Raw genomic sequence first — 16,114 nt, 5'->3', positions numbered from 1 at the left:
GGTAAATTAATCGTTCATTGAATGTCTAGCGGAATGAGATTGACTGTTTATGCTACGCTGGAATTATGGAAGGTCCTGAATGATACTTGTGTTGGCGTAACGATACGAAGCGCCGTATCAATGTTACGCACCGCATTTATCGGATCGGCCGCTCCCGGCACTCAGGGCATGTTCTGCAGGAGACAACCCGTGGATGTCCGCCGGGCGGTGGCGAAAAGGCGGCGCACGCTCGATTTCCAAAGCCTGCTCTGGCTCCTTGCGTTCGTTCGCTTCGTCGTCCGCAGCCATGGCGTGTATCCGGACCATGAGTGGCTCCTCCCGCGTCCTCGCCGGCGCGGTGGGGCGGGATCGCGTCCCGCTTGCGTGCAAAACGGGTCGATTCGGGATATACGAAGGGCCTAATAAGCGGCGCTCTTGTGTCGCGCCTTGGGGGGAGGCAGCGCAAGTATCATATGGCAAACATGCAGAAGCCATCGGCAGAGCAGATCTGGCGAACAGTCGCGGCGATAACGGCGACGGATCCCTTCCGCAAGTCGGACCGCATGACCGGTCTTCTGACGTATCTCGTTACACAGGTCATCGAGCAGCCCGATACGAGGATCACCGCGGAGGCCATCGCCGCGGCGCTGTTCAACCGGACGGACGATTTCAATGCCGTCGACGATCCCATCGTACGAACGACCGTCAGCCGTTTGCGGGCGGCGCTTTTGGCCTATTTTGCCGATGACACGCGAATGGACGACGTCGAGATCCGCATCGCGAAGGGCAGCTATACGCCTGAATTCGTTCATCGCGGCGGGAAGCGGTGGGAATATGCGCGCGAGCCCGGCGGGCCGGCGAAAGACGAACACCGCCCCGTATTCTCGCGCGCCTCTGCACTGATCGGCCTCGGTGCAATCGGCGGCGTCCTGGCGCTTCTTGCTCTCGGCGCCTGGCTGACGATGGGGCGCACGCGCGATGAGGCGGGTTACATGCCTCGTATCTTCGTTCAGCCGATCAAGGTTCTGGCCGCCACGGGAGACGCCCAGGCGCTCGCGGCCGAGGCGGGCGACGTCCTGGTGGCAACGCTGTCGAATGTCGGCGGCGCGGCCATCGTCGATTCCGATCGGAACCGGCCGTCTCCCGGCGAAGGGGCGATGTCATCGGACTACGAGTTGCAGACCACGCTGCGCGAAGGGGCGGGCGATCTCACCGTGTCCTGGCGGCTGGTCGATCCTGAAACGGGTATCGTCCTGTGGGCTGCAAGCCAGACGGCGGCGAAGAATGGGGCGGGAACGCCGCAGCAGGTCGCAAGCCTCGTCGCCTCGAAGGTGCTCGGGCTCGATGGCGCAGTGCCCATCCTGCAGTCGCGTGTGGTGAACTCGAACGAACTGACAAGGTGCTTCTCCAATGCCCGCCGCATCCTGTTCGTCTACGGCGAGGAAACGCAGCAACAGACGGTGGATTGTCTCGATAGAACGCTCAGCTCGTCGCCGAATTTCGCGGACGGCTGGGCCATGCTCGCGTACAGCAACTATCGCCTGAGCACCTATGCCGTCTCGAAGGGCGAGGATCCGGTTCCCTATATTGCAAAGGCGACGGCCGCCGCCGCGCGGGCGCGGGAACTGGCGCCCCAGAATTTCCTCACGCAGGAGGCCCTTGCCTATATCGCATTCAGCACCGGCGACGTCGCCACGTTCAAATCGATAGCATCGACCCTGCTGCAGCGTTATCCGGGCGATCCCGACATCAAGGTTCGTTTCGGCCTTCGCCTGGCGACGGTCGGGGAGGAAGAGGAGGGACGCAACCTCGTCAAGGAAGGCATCGCCGCCGGCGCTGCGTCGAGCTCGGCGGCGTACATGTCCCTTGCCTTCAGTGCCTATACGGAAGGCCGAGACCGGGAGGTCATCGAGCTTCTGGAAAAAGGCCGCCAGGGAAGCGACTATCTCTACGAGGTCCTGAAGACCGCCGCCTATGGCCAGCTGGGCGATGCGGAGAACGCGCGGACGGCCCGCGACGAGCTGCTGAAGATCCGGCCCAACTACGCCAGGGATTTCCCGAAGGATGCCGCAAACCGGCGCGCCAGCCCGCAACTGACCGAGCGTTTGGCCGATGGCCTGCGGAAGGCCGGCCTAGAGATCCAATAGAGGCCGACGTCTACCACTTGGCCGCGTCGGCGGAATTGCATTTGCTTCCCGCCGTGATGACCTGCCGACGCAGATTGTCGCGAACGGCCTCCAGTTCCTGCGCCAGGGTTCCCATCAACTTGAGAATGTCTTTGCCCGGATCCTTTGCAAGGCCGGCATCGGTCTTTTCAGGAAATTCAATAACGTTCGACATTTTTAACCTCGAATCTTGCCTTTATTTGTATTTATTCAAGATATGTTGTCGCTTCTCTTGATTAATGATGAGTTAAAATTGAATGTTATAACAAGTGATAATTGAGGTGTAGCTCAAGATACACCCTGCGTATCTAAGATACTTTACGATACAGGTGTAATATTGCGGTCAAGTTGCTGATTTTTTACTAACCATTAATTTGAAATACTCATAGTCCGGCTCTGCGCAACGAGCAACCACGCTCAGTCGGCGTGCATGGCAAGCGTCCAGAGCAGCTTGCTCCGATGCCCGGCGCGTATGGAATCCCGGCGGGAATGAGCTCCCGCTCCAATGACAACTTGTCTCATGACGAGGCTCGGTTGGCCTCGCAAGGTCGGTCGCTGTCGATCGAACGATTGCGGGCACGTCGCTCATTTCCGGAGCCATCCCGATGCGCATCAAGCAGTTCTTCATCATCTCCTCAGCCGCCACGATTGTCGTGGCGGCCGGCCTCATCCTCTCGCTCTGGCTCTATGGGAAAGCCGAGACGCAGGTGAAGGCCGCCCATGTCTCGCAGTATCGCTCCTATCTGCTGGCCGATGAGGTCCGGCAGTCCTCGGACGATCTGACGCGGCTTGTCCGCACCTATGCCGCGACGGGTAACCCCGATTTCAAGGATCAGTACAACCGCGTGCTCGCGATCCGGGACGGCAAGGCGCCGCGTCCGGCCGACTATCACCGCATCTATTGGGATTTCGTCGCTGGCGGCATCGCCGAGCCGCGGCCGTCCGGTGAAGCGGTTTCGATCGGCGACCTGATGAAGCAGGCCGGTTTTACCAAGGAAGAGTTCGCGCTGCTGGGCGAGGCAAAGAAGCGCTCGGACGGGCTGGTCAAGCTGGAGGTCGAGGCCATGGCGCTGGTCGACGACATCAACGAACGCACCAGTGCCGCGTCCCGGGCGCGCGCCATCACGATGCTCAATTCGCAGGACTATCACAAGCTGAAGGCCGACATCATGCAGCCGGCCGACGAATTCTACGTCGCTCTCGAAACGCGGCTGAAGGCGGCGATCCATGCGGCGGAATCGACGGCCGCGTTCTACTGGACCGCCGTCATCGTCTCCACCGCGCTTCTCGGTGCGATCCTCGGCGTCTTCGGCGTTACCGTCTTCGTGCGGGTCATCGGCGGGATCCTGTTCCTGCGGAGCGCCATGGACCGGATTTCCGGCCAGCAATTGAGCGAGACCGTGGCGGGGCAGGATCGCCGCGACGAGATCGGCGACATGGCGACCTCGCTTGAAGGCTTCCGCCAGGCTGCCCTTGCCAAGGTTGCGCTCGAACAGGAGGCCGAGCGTCAGCGTGATGGTGCGGAGGCGGAGCGGCTTCGCATCCAGGCGGAAGCCGATGCGGCTGCGCAGGAGCGCCTCGACCAGGCGACCAGTGGCCTTGCCAACGCGCTTCGCCGTCTGGCGAAGGGTGACCTCTCCTTCGAACTGGCCGAACCCTTCCACCAGGACTTCGAGCCGCTGCGGCACGATCTGAATGCGACGATCGGCCAGCTGGCGAGCGCACTCGGCGCCGTCGCGCATAGTGCCGAGACGATCTCGATGGGCACCGGCGAGATCAGCACCAGCGCCGACGATCTTTCCAAGCGGACCGAGCAGCAGGCCGCCTCCCTCGAACAGACCGCCGCTGCGCTGGAGCAGATCACCGCCAATGTGACGAGTTCGGCCAGGCGCACGGAAGAGGCGCGGCAGGTCGCGACCCAGGCCAATGTCAGCGCCGCGAAATCCGGCACGGTCGTCGCCAATGCCGAGGACGCGATGCGGCGCATCGAGCACTCGTCGGGCCAGATCTCAAACATCATCGGCGTGATCGACGACATCGCTTTCCAGACAAACCTTCTGGCGCTCAATGCCGGCGTGGAGGCTGCGCGCGCCGGAGAGGCGGGCAAGGGCTTTGCCGTCGTGGCGCAGGAAGTGCGCGAGCTCGCGCAGCGCTCGGCGAATGCCGCCAAGGAGATCAAGGGCCTCATCAGCAATTCGACGGCCGAGGTCAAGAGCGGTGTCGAGCTGGTCCGTGAAGCCGGCCAGGCGCTCCGGACGATCGAGGAATATGTCGGCTCGATCAACCAGCACATGGACGCCATCGCCACCGCCGCGAAGGAACAGTCGGTCGGCCTCGCCGAGGTCAACACCGCCGTCAACCAGATGGATCAGGTGACCCAGAAGAATGCGGCCATGGTCGAGGAGACCAACGCTGCCGGTGCGACGCTCGCCGAGGAAGCGCTGAAACTGCGGGACCTCATCTCGCACTTCGCGCTTCGCGGCCAGTGCCGCGCGGAAGCGCCGGCCGTCGTCAAGGACATCCCGCGTCCTCAGCCTCGCTCGCTCCCGCGCATGCACGGCGCTCTCGCCGTGCATCCGGGCACCTGGGAAGAGTTCTGAGGGCTGCACCCCTCCGGCAACCCCCTGTGCCGGAGGGGACAGATATTTTTCTTGCGGCGCGCCGAGCCGGCTGCACCGCGGAGGTTCACGAGAATGATAGGCCCGCTATTCCGTGTATTCGCATCAGAGCAGGATCCGCGCGATCGCGAGGAACTGGTCGTCGCGCAATACAAGTCGCTGACGAAGCAGATCCCGCTTCTCTACGTCATCCTGCTGTCGAATGCCTGGATGGTGGCGCTTTCCCACCATGGAAGTGCACCCGTGCCGCTGACCCTGCACATACTCGTCATCCTCACGGGGCTTTGCGTTGCGCGCCTGCTGCGGTGGTGGCGCCGTTCGCAGGCCGAACCATCGTTTTCCCAGGCCAGCCGCTCGCTCAGGGCGACGACCGTTCTGGCGGGCCTCCTCGCCGCCGCGTTCCTTGCCTGGGGACTGGCGCTCTACAGCTACGGGACGGCGTTCACCCAGGGGCAGGTGGCATTCTTCATCGGCATCACGGTGGTCGGCTGCGTCTTCTGCCTGATCCACCTGCCTCTGGCCGCCCTGTGCGCGGCCGTCATCGTCAACATCCCCTTCGTCGTCTTCCTCGTCTCGACCGGCACGCAGGCCTCCATCGCGGTTGCCGTCAACATCGTCTTGGTGTCGATGGCGATGCTGGCGATCCTCGGTACGCACTACAACGATTTTGCGAGCCTCATTCGCGAGCGCCGGCGCCAGCGCCTGAAGCAGGCGGAAATCGAGGACCTGGCCGCCGAAAACAGGTGGCTCGCCAATCACGATGCGCTGACCGGGCTTCCCAACCGGCACAATTTTCTCGCCGCAATCGATGCCGCCCTTTCCAGCATGAACGCAAGGCATGCGGAACTCTTCATCGCGGTCGTCAACCTCGACGGGTTCCGTGCCGTCAACGATGCCTTCGGCAACCAGGGCGGCGATCACGTCCTGATGGAGGCTGCCCGACGTCTCGGGATCAAAGACGACATCGACTTCATGGTCTTCCGGCTGGGGGGCGATGAATTCGGGCTCGTCTGGCAGCGGCCGCGCAATGGCGTCGCCGCCGTTCTGGCCGAATGCGAGGAAATTTGCGCCTCGCTCGCCGTTCCCTATCCGGTCGGCGGCGTCGAGGCCCGCATCTCGGCCACGATGGGGCTGTCCTCGTCGGGGACCGTTGCGGGCTGCGCCCGCTCGATCCACGAGGCCGCGCAATATGCGCTGGTCCACGCGAAGCGAAACCACCGGCGCGGGCGCGTGACGCTCTTCACGATGGACCACCAGGATGCGATCCGGCGGCACTCGATCCTGGAGCAGGCGATGCAGACGACCGACCTCGATGCGGAGCTGACACTTGCCTTCCAGCCGATCGTGGACGTCCGCTCCGGCCTGCCGATCGGCTTCGAGGCGCTGGCCCGCTGGGACAGCCAGGACCTGGGGCCGGTCCGGCCGGACGAGTTCATCGTTGTCGCCGAACGCGCGGGTCTCGCCAATCGGCTCACCTGCGTGCTGCTCGCCAAGGCGCTCGCCGTCGCGGCGACCTGGCCGGCCTGGCTCAGGCTCTCCTTCAATCTCTCCATGCAGGACATCTGTTCCTCGGACAGCGTGCTGCGACTGGTCGCGATCCTCAACCGAAGCGGCGTCGATCCCGGGCGCATCGATTTCGAGATCACGGAAACGGCCGTCGTCGGCGACTTCGATCAGCTTGTGGAGGCCGTCACCGTCCTGAGAGCCATGGGGGCCGGTATCTCGCTCGACGACTTCGGCACGGGCTATTCCACGCTCTGGCAAGTCAACCGGCTCCCGCTCGACAAGATCAAGGTCGATCGAAGCTTCGTCACCAACATCAACGAGAGCACCACCGGCTACAAGATCGTCAAATCGGTGATCGCCCTTTGCCGCGACATGAAGATCAACTGCGTGATCGAGGGCGTGGAGACCGTCGAGGAACTGGACACGCTGCGCGAGCTCGATTGCGGCCTTGTCCAGGGCTACTACTATTCGCGTCCGCTGCCCGCCGATGCCGTGCTGGGCTACATCGACGCGACCTTTGCCGGAACGGCCGTTTCCCGCCGATCGCAAAATGAACCCGCCGAGTTTCCAAAACCTCGCCGACGCAACTTTGCAGGCCGCCGCCAAGCCGCGCGCCGCCCTGCCTGACCTTCAGCCAACCAACGGAGATCGAAATGTCCATTCTTTCCAAAATCGCAGCAGGCCTCGCCATCACCGTCGCGCTCGGCGCCGTACCGGCCCTTGCCGACCCGCTCTTCACGATCCGCACCGCCGACAGCGCCAGGACCCTGGACGTGACCGCGGACATGATGGCCAGGGTGGGAAGCGTCACCTACCGGACCATCCTGCCGGGCACGGACGGGGCTGTCCACGAGGTGAAGGGGCCGCTGATCCAAAAGCTGCTCGACGAGGCGGGCATTGACGCGGCGAACTACATGGCCGTCGCGCTCGACAACTACGAGATCGAAGTGCCGGCGGAAGACTTCAAGGCCCACGGGGCCATCGCCGCGGTCGAGGTCGATGGCAAGGCTCTCACCGTGCGCGACAAGGGCCCGGCGTGGATCGTCTATCCGGCAACGGACAATCCCGCCCTTGCCGACCCGCTCTACGAATCCCGCAGCGTCTGGCAGCTGAAAGAACTCGTGGCACAATGACGGCATTGCGAATGCTTCTCGGCAAGCTGCCGCTGGTACGCTTCCCCATCATCCTGGCGCTCTTCGTCATCATGCTGCCGGTCAGCTATCTCGGCCTGGCGGGCATCGCCGACGGTATCAACAACCGGCTCTATTTTTCAGCTCGGCTGGAGGAGGCGAGCCGGCTCGAGCTCGAAGCCACGACCTTCTTCAGCAAGGCGGAGGCCTTTGCCGAGGGCGATGCGCGGCGGACGCAAAAGGAAGTCGGGCTGGCGCTCGATCTCTTCTGGTCGCGGGTGGATGTCCTTTCGACCAAGTCCTATCGGCGGATCCAGGAGGACGAAGCGCTCGATGAGGCCTTGATCACGGAGCTGCTGTCGGCGATGCCGGCGCTGGAGCAGGCGGCCGCGACGCTCCGGCAGGGAAAGCCCGAAAGCTATCGGGACGTCGGGGCTTTCGCGCGACGATACCGCGAACGGATCATCGCCTTCAGCGACGATGCCAACAAGGCGCGCCGCAAGCGCATGAACAAGGCGGTCGAAACCCACCTCAAGAGCGTGACGACGTTGAAGCGGATCCAGATCGCCTATGTCGTCCTCGGCGTCGGCGCCGTGATCTACGTGCTGACGGAGCTGTATCTCACCCGCCGCCTCAACCAGCGCCTCGGCCGCAGCATTGCCGAAAACCGCCAACTGCTCTTCACGGATCATCTGACCGGGATCGGTAACCGCGCCTGTTTCGAGAATCTGCTGAAGGAGCTGGATGCCGTTCCGCAGGCGGATTTCTCCGTCATCTACTTCGATCTCGACGGCTTCAAGCAGGTCAACGACACACTTGGCCATGCCATGGGCGACACGCTGCTGAAGCATGTCGCGTCCATCCTCGTCGCGACCCACAAGGACCAGGCCGCGGCCTCGTTCCGCTTTGGCGGGGACGAGTTCGCCGTGCTCCTCGTCGGCGGCCCCGAAGAGGCCTCGTCCTATGCGGAGAGGGCCGTCAACCGGATCGCCAGGCCTGCGGTCCTTGCGAAGAACATCGTCCAGGTCTCGGCAAGCGCGGGCTTCTCCCATATGCGGGATCTCAGCGCGGGCGAGGCGACCGACGCCCTCATGCGCAATGCGGACCTTGCCCTCTACGCTGCCAAGTCCGCCGGCCGGAACTGCGTCCGGCCGTTTGTCCCGCCCATGCTGGTCGACCACGAGCGAAAGGTCCGGCTGGAGAAGGCGCTGTCGGAGGCGGTGCGCCGCGGTGCGGTCGATATCGTCTTCCGGCCGATCCTGGACCTCAGGACGTTCGCGTTGCGAGCAGTGGAGGTCCGGCCCGCCTGGACCGACAAAACCTATGGCGTGATCGCGCCGGCGGAGATCAGGGCGATCGCGGAGGACGGCAATCTCGCCCTGGAACTCTCCACAGGCATCCTCGGCAAGGCATTCCGCGCACTTGGCCCTCGCGTCCTGCAGCGGATTCCCACGCTCTACCTCGACATTCCGGAAAACCTGCTGTCGCAGCCGACCTTCGCGGGCCATCTGTGCCGCCTCCTCGACGAATTCTCCATCGAGCGCGGCCGCCTTCAGCTGGAACTGAGGCGCGACGAGAAACCGGACTATGGCGAGACCTATCTCGCAAGCATCCGGCGCCTGCGGGATGCGGGCGTCGCCTTCGCCACGAAGGATATCGGCAGGGCCATCGATCGGCGCAACAGGCTCGCCAATCTGGACTTCGGCACGCTCAAGCTGGACCGCGCGCTCGTCGAGGAGGTCAGCCGGTCGGAACGCAGCCGCGGCGTCGTTGCAGGCCTTGCGGTTCTGGCGCGCCAGATGTCGGCCGCCATCGTCGCGCAGGGCATCGACAGCACCGACGACCTGAAGCGTCTTCGCCAAATGAACATTGCGTTGGGCGAGGGCCGTGCGCTTTCGCCCGTACTGTCGCCACCGGAGCTCGTGAAGCGCCTTGACGAGGGCTTCGGGGCGTTCGACGCCGTGACCAGGGAAAAGGGCGCGGCGCAGCGCCGGGCGACGTTGCGCCTGATGTGACCGGCAAGCGCGAAAACCGAATGGTTGCTGACGTCTTGCCAGACAAGTTTGCAGGTTTTGGAGCCGCGTTGTAGTCTCCACCTTCGTCTCGGCCGTTCGGCCGTGCCTGCAAACGTGGAGAATTCAATGCAAGAGCTGGGACAGATCACGCCGCTGGAGCGTGCGCCGGCGGCGGCCGAGCGGGTCGCCAACCAACTGCTCGAACTGATACGGTCCGGCAACCTGAAGGCCGGCGACATGCTGCCGTCCGAAAACGACCTGGCGCGCGCGCTGCAGGTCAGCCGCCCCGTCGTGCGCGAGGCGCTGCGCGGGCTCTCGATCATGGGTGTCGTGGAAAGCCGCCAGGGCGGGCGCTGCTACGTGACCAGCCTCGAAGTCTCCCGGCTTCTCGCGCCGCTCCAGTTCGTCATCGCGCTCGATGAGAGCAATGTGAACGCGCTCTATGAGGCGCGGCTGATCATCGAGGTGGGGCTGATCCGGCTCGGTGCCGCGCTCGTCGATGACGCGACGCTTGCCCGATTGCGGGAAATGGTGACCGCCGGCTACGGCCTGACGAAGGATCCCGTCGGCTTCCGCGTGCTCGATCTCGAGTTCCACGAGCAGATCATGACGATCGCCGGCAATCCCTTCATGGAGGTGGTGGCGCGCAGCCTTTACCAGCTCGGCATGGAATACCGCCGTGTCGCCTCCGAAACGCCAGGCGTGCTGGACCGCAGCGCGGCCGAGCACGAGGCGATCGTCGAGGCGCTTGCAACGCGCGATCCGGAAGCCGCCGCTGCGGCCATGCAGGCCCATCTGAGTTCCATCAACCGCACGACCTACGACGCCATGCACCGTGTCGGCACCGAGAAGACCCGCAGGCGGGACGGGGCGCCGGCCGCCTTTTAGTCGTCCTGTAAACTTAGCTTACAAGATTACCGGTTGACAACTTTCGCGTTTCTGCCGATGATGCTGCTGCGCCGATGGAGGAGCGTCATCAGGGAGGAATTCGATTTGTTGAGGAGACTCACCACGACCGTCGCAGCGCTTGCGCTGGCGGCCGTCATGCAGAACGGTTCTGCCTTCGCGCAGGACAATGAACTGACCGTCGGCGCGATCTATCTGGACGCGCAGGGGTTCTACGCCGGCGTCCGAAAGGGCGTTCAGGTCGGCGGTGCCGAGCTCGGCAAGAATGTCCAGATCATCGAGACGAATGCCGGCGGCGACGTGGGCAAGGAAGCGTCCTTCATCGACCGGCTGGTCTCGGCCGGCGTGGAGGCGATCATCCTTTCGGCGGTGTCGCCGGACGGGTCGGTACGCGCGATCAGGCGGGCGCATGAGGCCGGCATACCGATCGTGTGCTACAACACCTGTCTCAACGAAAAGAACATGAAGGAATACGTCTACGCCTACGCGGTCGGCGATCCCTTCCAGTTCGGCTACAAGATCGGTCAGGTCGCGGCGGACGATTTCGTCAAGGCGGGCAAGACCGAGCCGAAGATCGGCATTCTCAACTGCGAATTCGTCGATGTCTGCGTGCAGCGCCGGCTCGGGTTCGAGAAGGCGCTCGGCGAGAAGGTGCCGGGCTTCAAGATCGTCTCCAACCAGGAGGCGACGATCCTCGACAAGGCGATCTCGACGGGCGAGAAGATCATCACCGCCAATCCGGACCTCGATGCCCTGTGGGGCGAATCCGGCGGTGCGGCGCTCGGCGCGGCCAAGGCGATCCGCAATACCGGCAATGCCGGAAAGATCATGGCCTACGGCTCCGACATGACCACCGAGATCGCGCAGGAGATCATCGCCGGCGACGTGATGCGCGGCACCGTGGACGTCTCGGGCCAGGCGCTCGGCAAGCTCGCCTTGCAGCAGGCGGTGAAAGCGATCGAGAAGGAGCCGCAGGGCGAGTTGATCGTGCCGAACCCGATCGACCTCTACACCAGCGCCGAAGAGGCGAAAGCCTGGCTTGCGGCCCATCCGGACGGCCTGCCGTGAGGCGGTAGCCTTTCCGTTCGAGCGTGCCGGTCGCGTTCCGGCCGGCACGTTCCTTCCTGTCGGCGACACGCCGACGCTCCCTTTCTCGAAACGAATGACCCTATGGCAGCACCAGCTCCATCGCAGCAACCGGTCCAGCCCATTGCCGGCATTTCGGGCGCCGTGAAGCGCTATGCCGGCGTCGTTGCGCTGGACCGTGTCGATTTCGCCGTGCGGCCGGGCGAGGTGCGCGCCCTGCTCGGCAAGAACGGCGCCGGCAAGTCGACGCTGATCCGGCTGCTCACCGGCGCCGAGACGCCTGACGAGGGAACCGTGACGCTGGCCGGCGCGGCCCTCGACCAGTCGGGCGAGAACCGGACGCGCCAGGCCTCGGCGCTTGGCGTGCGGTCCGTCTACCAGGAACTCAGCCTGGTGCGCGATATCAGCATCGCGGAGAACATGTTCCTCGGCGCCTGGCCGCGCCGGTGGGGTGTGCTCGACCATCGCGAGATGCGCCGGCGCACCGCCGAGGCGCTGGAAAATCTCGGCCTCTTCCTCGATCCGGCGACCGTGATCGCCGCGCTCAGCCCCGCCGAGCGCCAGCTCGTCGAAATCGCCCGCGCCACGATGGGCGCGCCGAAGCTGGTGATCCTCGACGAACCGACGAGTTCGCTGGCGGCGGCGGAGGTGGAGCAGGTGTTCGCGGCGGTCCGCCGCATGCGCGAGCGCGGGGTCGCGCTGATCTATGTCAGCCACCGCATGAAGGAGATCCGCGAGATCGCCGACACGGCAAGCGTGATGCGCGACGGCCACATCGTCTCGACGCTCGATATCGGTGCGGCCGACACGCGGGACATCGTGCGCATGATGCTCGGCCATGACGAGAAGAAGGACGACCTCGTCACGCCGCGTGCGGCCGGAAAGACACTGCTGTCCGTCCGCAATGTCAGCTATCGGCCGAAGCTCCAGGATATCAGCTTCGATCTGAGGCAGGGCGAGGTGCTCGGCATTGCCGGCCTGCTCGGTTCGGGCCGGACGGAGCTTCTGCGCATCATCGCCGGCCTGGAGCGGGCCGATGCCGGCAGCGTGAGCCTCGATGGTGTCGACGTCACCGGCGAGAGCTGGGCCGGCATGCTGAAGCGCGGGCTCGGCATGACGCCGGAAAGCCGCAAGGACGACGGCATCGTGCCGCTGCTCGGCATCGACGAGAACACGGTGATGACCGACGCCAGGGCCGTGACATCCTATGGGGTCCTGTCGGCCCGGCGGGTTGCGGCCGCGACACGCGGGATCGTCGAGCGCATGAGCGTGAAGGCGCCGGAGACGACGACGCCGATCGGCACGCTGTCGGGTGGCAACCAGCAGAAGATCGTGATCGGCCGCTGGGTCTATGCCGGCTCGCGCCTGCTCCTGCTCGACGAGCCGACGCGCGGCGTCGACGTCGAGGCCAAGAGCCAGATCTACGCCATCATCCGCAAGCTCGCGGCCGAAGGCCGGAGCATCGTCTTCGTCTCCAGCGAGATCGAGGAACTGCCCCGGGTCTGCGACCGGGTGCTGGTGCTGCGCGAGGGCCGCATCGTGAAGACCTTCACCGCGCCCGGTATCAGCACCGACGACCTGATGACCGCCAGCATCGCTGGCCAGGTATCCGACCCTGCCGGTCGGAACCATCGAAATGGAACGGACCATGACTGACGTCACTGCCGCACGGGCGGCCGCAAGGCCGCAGCGCCGCCTCGATTTCCAGCGCATGAACGAGATCGGCCTATTGGTCGTGATCGCGCTGCTCTATCTCGCCTTCTATCTCTACGCCAACAACTTCCTGACCTTCCGCAACCAGGTATCGATCCTGCGCGATGCGGCGACCTTCGGCATCGCCGCCTGGGGTGCGACGCTGATCATCGTGGCGGGCGAGATCGACATCAGCGTCGGCCCCATGGTGGCCTTCCTGTCGGTCTGTTTCGCCTTCCTGCTGAAGTCCGACGACATGCCCATGGTCATGGCCTTCCTCTCGACCCTGGTCATCGGCGGGGCGCTCGGTGCGATACCCGGCATCCTGCGGGCCGTGTTCGATGTGCCGTCCTTCATCGGCACCCTCGGCCTCTGGAGCGCGCTGGGCGGGCTGGCGCTCTATTTCACCGACTCCGTCCCCGTCACCATTCCGCCGAACGATTTTCTCGACTGGCTGGGCGGCGAGCTCTTCGGCCTGCCGATCTCGGCGCTTGTCATGTTCGTCCTCTTCGGCGTCTTCGTCTTCATCAGCCGCAAGACGGCGTTCGGCCGCTCCATCTTCGCCATCGGCGGCAATGCCAGCGCCGCGCATCTGGCGGGCATCAAGGTCCGGAACATCCGCGTGGCGCTGTTCGTCATCGCCGGCGTGCTCGCCGCGGTTACCGCGATCCTGCTCACTGCGCGGAACGGCGTCGGCGATGCCAGCGTCTCACGCAGCGGGCTCGAATTCAGCGTCATCTCGGCCGTCGTGGTCGGCGGCACGGCGCTTTCCGGCGGGCGCGGCTCCATCCTCGGCACGCTGCTCGGCATCTTCGTCATCTCGCTGATCGGCAACGGCCTCGTGTTGATGGGCGTCAACTCCTACCTGCAGCCGGTCGTCAGCGGCGTCATCATCGTGGCGGCCGTGCTGCTGAACATCCTCGCCTCCCGCTACGGCGCGCGGCGCAACCGCAAGGGTGCGTAAGACATGGCTGAGACGCTGAAACCCATCGATTGCGACGTGCTGGTGGTCGGTTCCGGCCCCTCGGGCGCGGTCTTCGCCAAGCGTGCCGCGGAGGCAGGCATGCGCGTCGTCTGTCTCGAGCAGGGCGACTGGGTCGACTACTCCAAGGCGATCTCGGACAAGCCCGGCTTCGAACTGACCGCCTCGCGCGACTGGCAATATGTGCCGACCAAGCGCGAAAAATCCGGCGACTACCCCATCGCCGTCGAGGATTCCGATATCATCCCGCTCTACTGGAACGGTGTCGGCGGATCGTCCATCTCCTGGGCGGCGAACTGGATGCGCAACCTGCCGAGCGATTTCCGCGTGCGCACGCTCGACGGCGTCGCCGATGACTGGCCGATCTCCTACGAGGACCTGATGCCGCACTACGCGCGCACCGAGCGTGAATTCGTGGTGTCGGGCGTCGCAGGCGATCCGATGTATCCCGGACAGGACGAGCTGCTGCCGCCGGTGGACCTGACGAGAGCGGGTCGCCTCGTCGCCGCCGCGCAGAACAGGCTCGGCTGGCACTGGTGGCCCGGCACCAACGCCATCGCCACTGTGCCCCGCAACGGCATGGAGCCGTGCCAGCAGCGCACCGCCTGCATGTGGGGCTGCGTGGAGAAGGCGAAGGCCTCGACCGACCGCACGCACTGGCCTGCCCTCATCAGCCAGGGCGTGCGCCTCGTGACGAATGCCCGCGTCATCCGCATCGAGCTCGACGGGCAGGGGCTGGCACGCGGCGCCGTCTATATCGACCGTACGACGGGCAGGGAGCATCTCGCCAAGGCCGCCATCGTCGTCATCGCGGCCAACGGCATCGGCACGCCGCGCCTGCTGCTTTCCAGCCGCGTGCCCGGCAAGGAAGATGGCATCGCCAACAGTTCCGGCCTCGTCGGCAAGCGGCTGATGCTGCATCCCACCGCCGCGGTCGTCGGCCTGTTCGACCAGCCGCTCGAAAGCTATCGCGGCGCCTGGGGGCAGGTCGCCTATACGCTGCAGTTCTACGAGACATCGAAGGACCGCGACTTCGTGCGCGGCTCGAAATGGAGCCTGCAACCGACCGGCAGCCCGGCCCAGATCGCCCGCCGCTGGCCCTGGGGGGACGAGAACCAACTCTGGGGCGAGACCTTCCACGAGGAGTTCGCCCGCCGCTTCGGCCGGTCGGTCTCCTGGGGCATCATCTGCGAGGACCTGCCGGACACGGAGAACCGCGTGGAGCTCGACGAGGCGGCGCCGGACGACACCGGCATGCCGGGCGTGAAGATCCACTACAAGACGGGCGAGAACTCCCGGCGCATGCTCAAGTTCATGGCCGAGCGGGCGCGGGAATCGCTGATCGAGGCGGGTGCCTACCGCACCGTGACCGCCCCGCAAAGCCGCGAATCCGGCTGGCACATCCTCGGCACGGCGAAGATGGGCGACGACCCGAAAGACAGCGTGGTCGACCGTTACGGCCGGGCCCATGACGTTGCCAATCTCTTCATCGTCGACGGCAGCGTTTGGCCGACCTCGGCCGGCGTCAACCCGACCGCCACCATCGCCGCCTTCGCTTCGTGGAGCGCCGCCCATGTCGTTGCGAACCGGGCAAGCCAGAGGATGGCGTCATGAGCACCGAACCGTTGACCCAGGCCGAACGCAGCCGTCTCGAAGGGCTTGCCGATACCCTCATCCCGCCGGCTCCCGGTCATCTGTCCGCCAGCGAGGTCGGCATTGCCGGCGCGCTTCTGGAGCAGGCGCTGGCCTATGCCCCCGGCTTGGTCACCGTGCTGCACAAGGTCATCGCCGCCGTCGGCGATGCGCCGCCGCGCCCGGCGCTGCTGGCGCTGAAGGCGGCGGATCCGGCGACCTACGATACCATCTGCGAGACCATCGCGGCCATCTACTTCCTCTCGCCGGACGTGCGCGCGGCCGTCGGCTTTCCCGGGCGCGAGCCGAAACCGGCGCGGGTCGATATCGCCGATCTCGAAGACCTGCTGATGCCGGTGCTGGAAGCCGGCTTTGCGCCGCGTGCCATCTAGGGAGAACCGAC

At 65.1% G+C, this 16,114-nt stretch carries 13 protein-coding genes; 11 read left to right on the top strand and 2 right to left on the bottom strand.

The window, feature by feature from the left end; genetic code table 11:
* Positions 1-123: 123 nt before the first annotated feature.
* Positions 124-288 carry a hypothetical protein gene (locus tag WMC41_RS18545; RefSeq protein ID WP_432345557.1) on the bottom strand — a complete coding sequence of 55 codons (165 nt, stop codon included), beginning with the start codon at positions 286-288 and terminating at the stop codon, positions 124-126.
* 71 nt (positions 289-359) lie between these two features.
* Between WMC41_RS18545 and WMC41_RS18540 the strand changes: the two genes are divergently transcribed.
* Positions 360-2,126 (top strand): hypothetical protein, encoded by a 1,767-nt coding sequence (locus tag WMC41_RS18540; protein WP_432345555.1) that lies wholly within the window; start codon positions 360-362, stop codon positions 2,124-2,126.
* A gap of 10 nt (positions 2,127-2,136) precedes the next feature.
* Here WMC41_RS18540 and WMC41_RS18535 read toward each other — a convergent pair whose 3' ends face one another.
* Positions 2,137-2,319, bottom strand: a complete 183-nt coding sequence (locus WMC41_RS18535; RefSeq protein WP_432345552.1) for a hypothetical protein — start codon at positions 2,317-2,319, stop codon at positions 2,137-2,139.
* A 430-nt stretch (positions 2,320-2,749) separates the two neighbouring features.
* Here WMC41_RS18535 and WMC41_RS18530 point away from each other — a divergent pair, with 430 nt between their 5' ends.
* The 10 genes from WMC41_RS18530 to WMC41_RS18485 all read left to right on the top strand — a co-directional run bounded on the left by WMC41_RS18530 (position 2,750) and on the right by WMC41_RS18485 (position 16,103).
* Positions 2,750-4,744, top strand: coding sequence for a methyl-accepting chemotaxis protein (locus WMC41_RS18530; protein WP_432345549.1), 1,995 nt, complete (start codon positions 2,750-2,752; stop codon positions 4,742-4,744).
* A gap of 93 nt (positions 4,745-4,837) precedes the next feature.
* Positions 4,838-6,895: a putative bifunctional diguanylate cyclase/phosphodiesterase gene (locus tag WMC41_RS18525; RefSeq protein WP_432345546.1), complete on the top strand. Its 2,058-nt coding sequence runs from the start codon at positions 4,838-4,840 to the stop codon at positions 6,893-6,895.
* Between the two features lie 26 nt (positions 6,896-6,921).
* Positions 6,922-7,401: a hypothetical protein gene (locus tag WMC41_RS18520; protein WP_244769730.1), complete on the top strand. Its 480-nt coding sequence runs from the start codon at positions 6,922-6,924 to the stop codon at positions 7,399-7,401.
* A complete protein-coding gene (locus tag WMC41_RS18515) occupies positions 7,398-9,413 on the top strand; it encodes an EAL domain-containing protein (RefSeq protein ID WP_432345543.1) in 2,016 nt (671 codons plus the stop codon). The genes WMC41_RS18520 and WMC41_RS18515 overlap by 4 nt, the downstream gene beginning before the upstream one ends.
* Before the next feature lie 126 nt (positions 9,414-9,539).
* Entirely contained in the window at positions 9,540-10,301 is a 762-nt protein-coding gene (locus tag WMC41_RS18510) for a FadR/GntR family transcriptional regulator (RefSeq protein WP_432345541.1), read from the top strand.
* Positions 10,302-10,409: 108 nt separating this feature from the next.
* Positions 10,410-11,387, top strand: coding sequence for a substrate-binding domain-containing protein (locus WMC41_RS18505; protein WP_432345539.1), 978 nt, complete (start codon positions 10,410-10,412; stop codon positions 11,385-11,387).
* A 102-nt stretch (positions 11,388-11,489) separates the two neighbouring features.
* The gene (locus WMC41_RS18500) at positions 11,490-13,061 is read left to right on the top strand and encodes a sugar ABC transporter ATP-binding protein (RefSeq protein ID WP_432345536.1); all 1,572 of its coding nucleotides are present in this window, start codon (positions 11,490-11,492) and stop codon (positions 13,059-13,061) included.
* Entirely contained in the window at positions 13,054-14,061 is a 1,008-nt protein-coding gene (locus WMC41_RS18495; protein WP_432345533.1) for an ABC transporter permease, read from the top strand. The genes WMC41_RS18500 and WMC41_RS18495 overlap by 8 nt, the downstream gene beginning before the upstream one ends.
* Positions 14,062-14,064: 3 nt before the next feature.
* Positions 14,065-15,693 (top strand): GMC family oxidoreductase, encoded by a 1,629-nt coding sequence (locus WMC41_RS18490; RefSeq protein ID WP_288079570.1) that lies wholly within the window; start codon positions 14,065-14,067, stop codon positions 15,691-15,693.
* Entirely contained in the window at positions 15,690-16,103 is a 414-nt protein-coding gene (locus WMC41_RS18485) for a hypothetical protein (protein WP_432345530.1), read from the top strand. Before WMC41_RS18490 ends, WMC41_RS18485 begins: the two co-directional genes overlap by 4 nt.
* The last annotated feature ends 11 nt before the right edge of the window (positions 16,104-16,114 follow it).

It is taken from the genome of Shinella yambaruensis, assembly GCF_050859155.1.
GTDB classification, from domain to species: Bacteria; Pseudomonadota; Alphaproteobacteria; order Rhizobiales; family Rhizobiaceae; genus Shinella; species Shinella yambaruensis.
Note: the sequence above shows the minus strand (reverse complement) of the source record. Positions and strands in the feature narration are given on the sequence as shown.

Bases quoted from the DNA above. Each gene is read 5' to 3' on its own strand.
- WMC41_RS18495 (WP_432345533.1), top strand. From the start codon at position 13,054: ATGACTGACGTCACTGCCGCACGGGCGGCCGCAAGGCCGCAGCGCCGC.
- WMC41_RS18535 (WP_432345552.1), bottom strand. From the start codon at position 2,319: ATGTCGAACGTTATTGAATTTCCTGAAAAGACCGATGCCGGCCTTGCA.
- WMC41_RS18515 (WP_432345543.1), top strand. From the start codon at position 7,398: ATGACGGCATTGCGAATGCTTCTCGGCAAGCTGCCGCTGGTACGCTTC.
- WMC41_RS18510 (WP_432345541.1), top strand. From the start codon at position 9,540: ATGCAAGAGCTGGGACAGATCACGCCGCTGGAGCGTGCGCCGGCGGCG.
- WMC41_RS18530 (WP_432345549.1), top strand. From the start codon at position 2,750: ATGCGCATCAAGCAGTTCTTCATCATCTCCTCAGCCGCCACGATTGTC.
- WMC41_RS18500 (WP_432345536.1), top strand. From the start codon at position 11,490: ATGGCAGCACCAGCTCCATCGCAGCAACCGGTCCAGCCCATTGCCGGC.
- WMC41_RS18520 (WP_244769730.1), top strand. From the start codon at position 6,922: ATGTCCATTCTTTCCAAAATCGCAGCAGGCCTCGCCATCACCGTCGCG.
- WMC41_RS18545 (WP_432345557.1), bottom strand. From the start codon at position 288: ATGGCTGCGGACGACGAAGCGAACGAACGCAAGGAGCCAGAGCAGGCT.
- WMC41_RS18485 (WP_432345530.1), top strand. From the start codon at position 15,690: ATGAGCACCGAACCGTTGACCCAGGCCGAACGCAGCCGTCTCGAAGGG.
- WMC41_RS18490 (WP_288079570.1), top strand. From the start codon at position 14,065: ATGGCTGAGACGCTGAAACCCATCGATTGCGACGTGCTGGTGGTCGGT.
- WMC41_RS18525 (WP_432345546.1), top strand. From the start codon at position 4,838: ATGATAGGCCCGCTATTCCGTGTATTCGCATCAGAGCAGGATCCGCGC.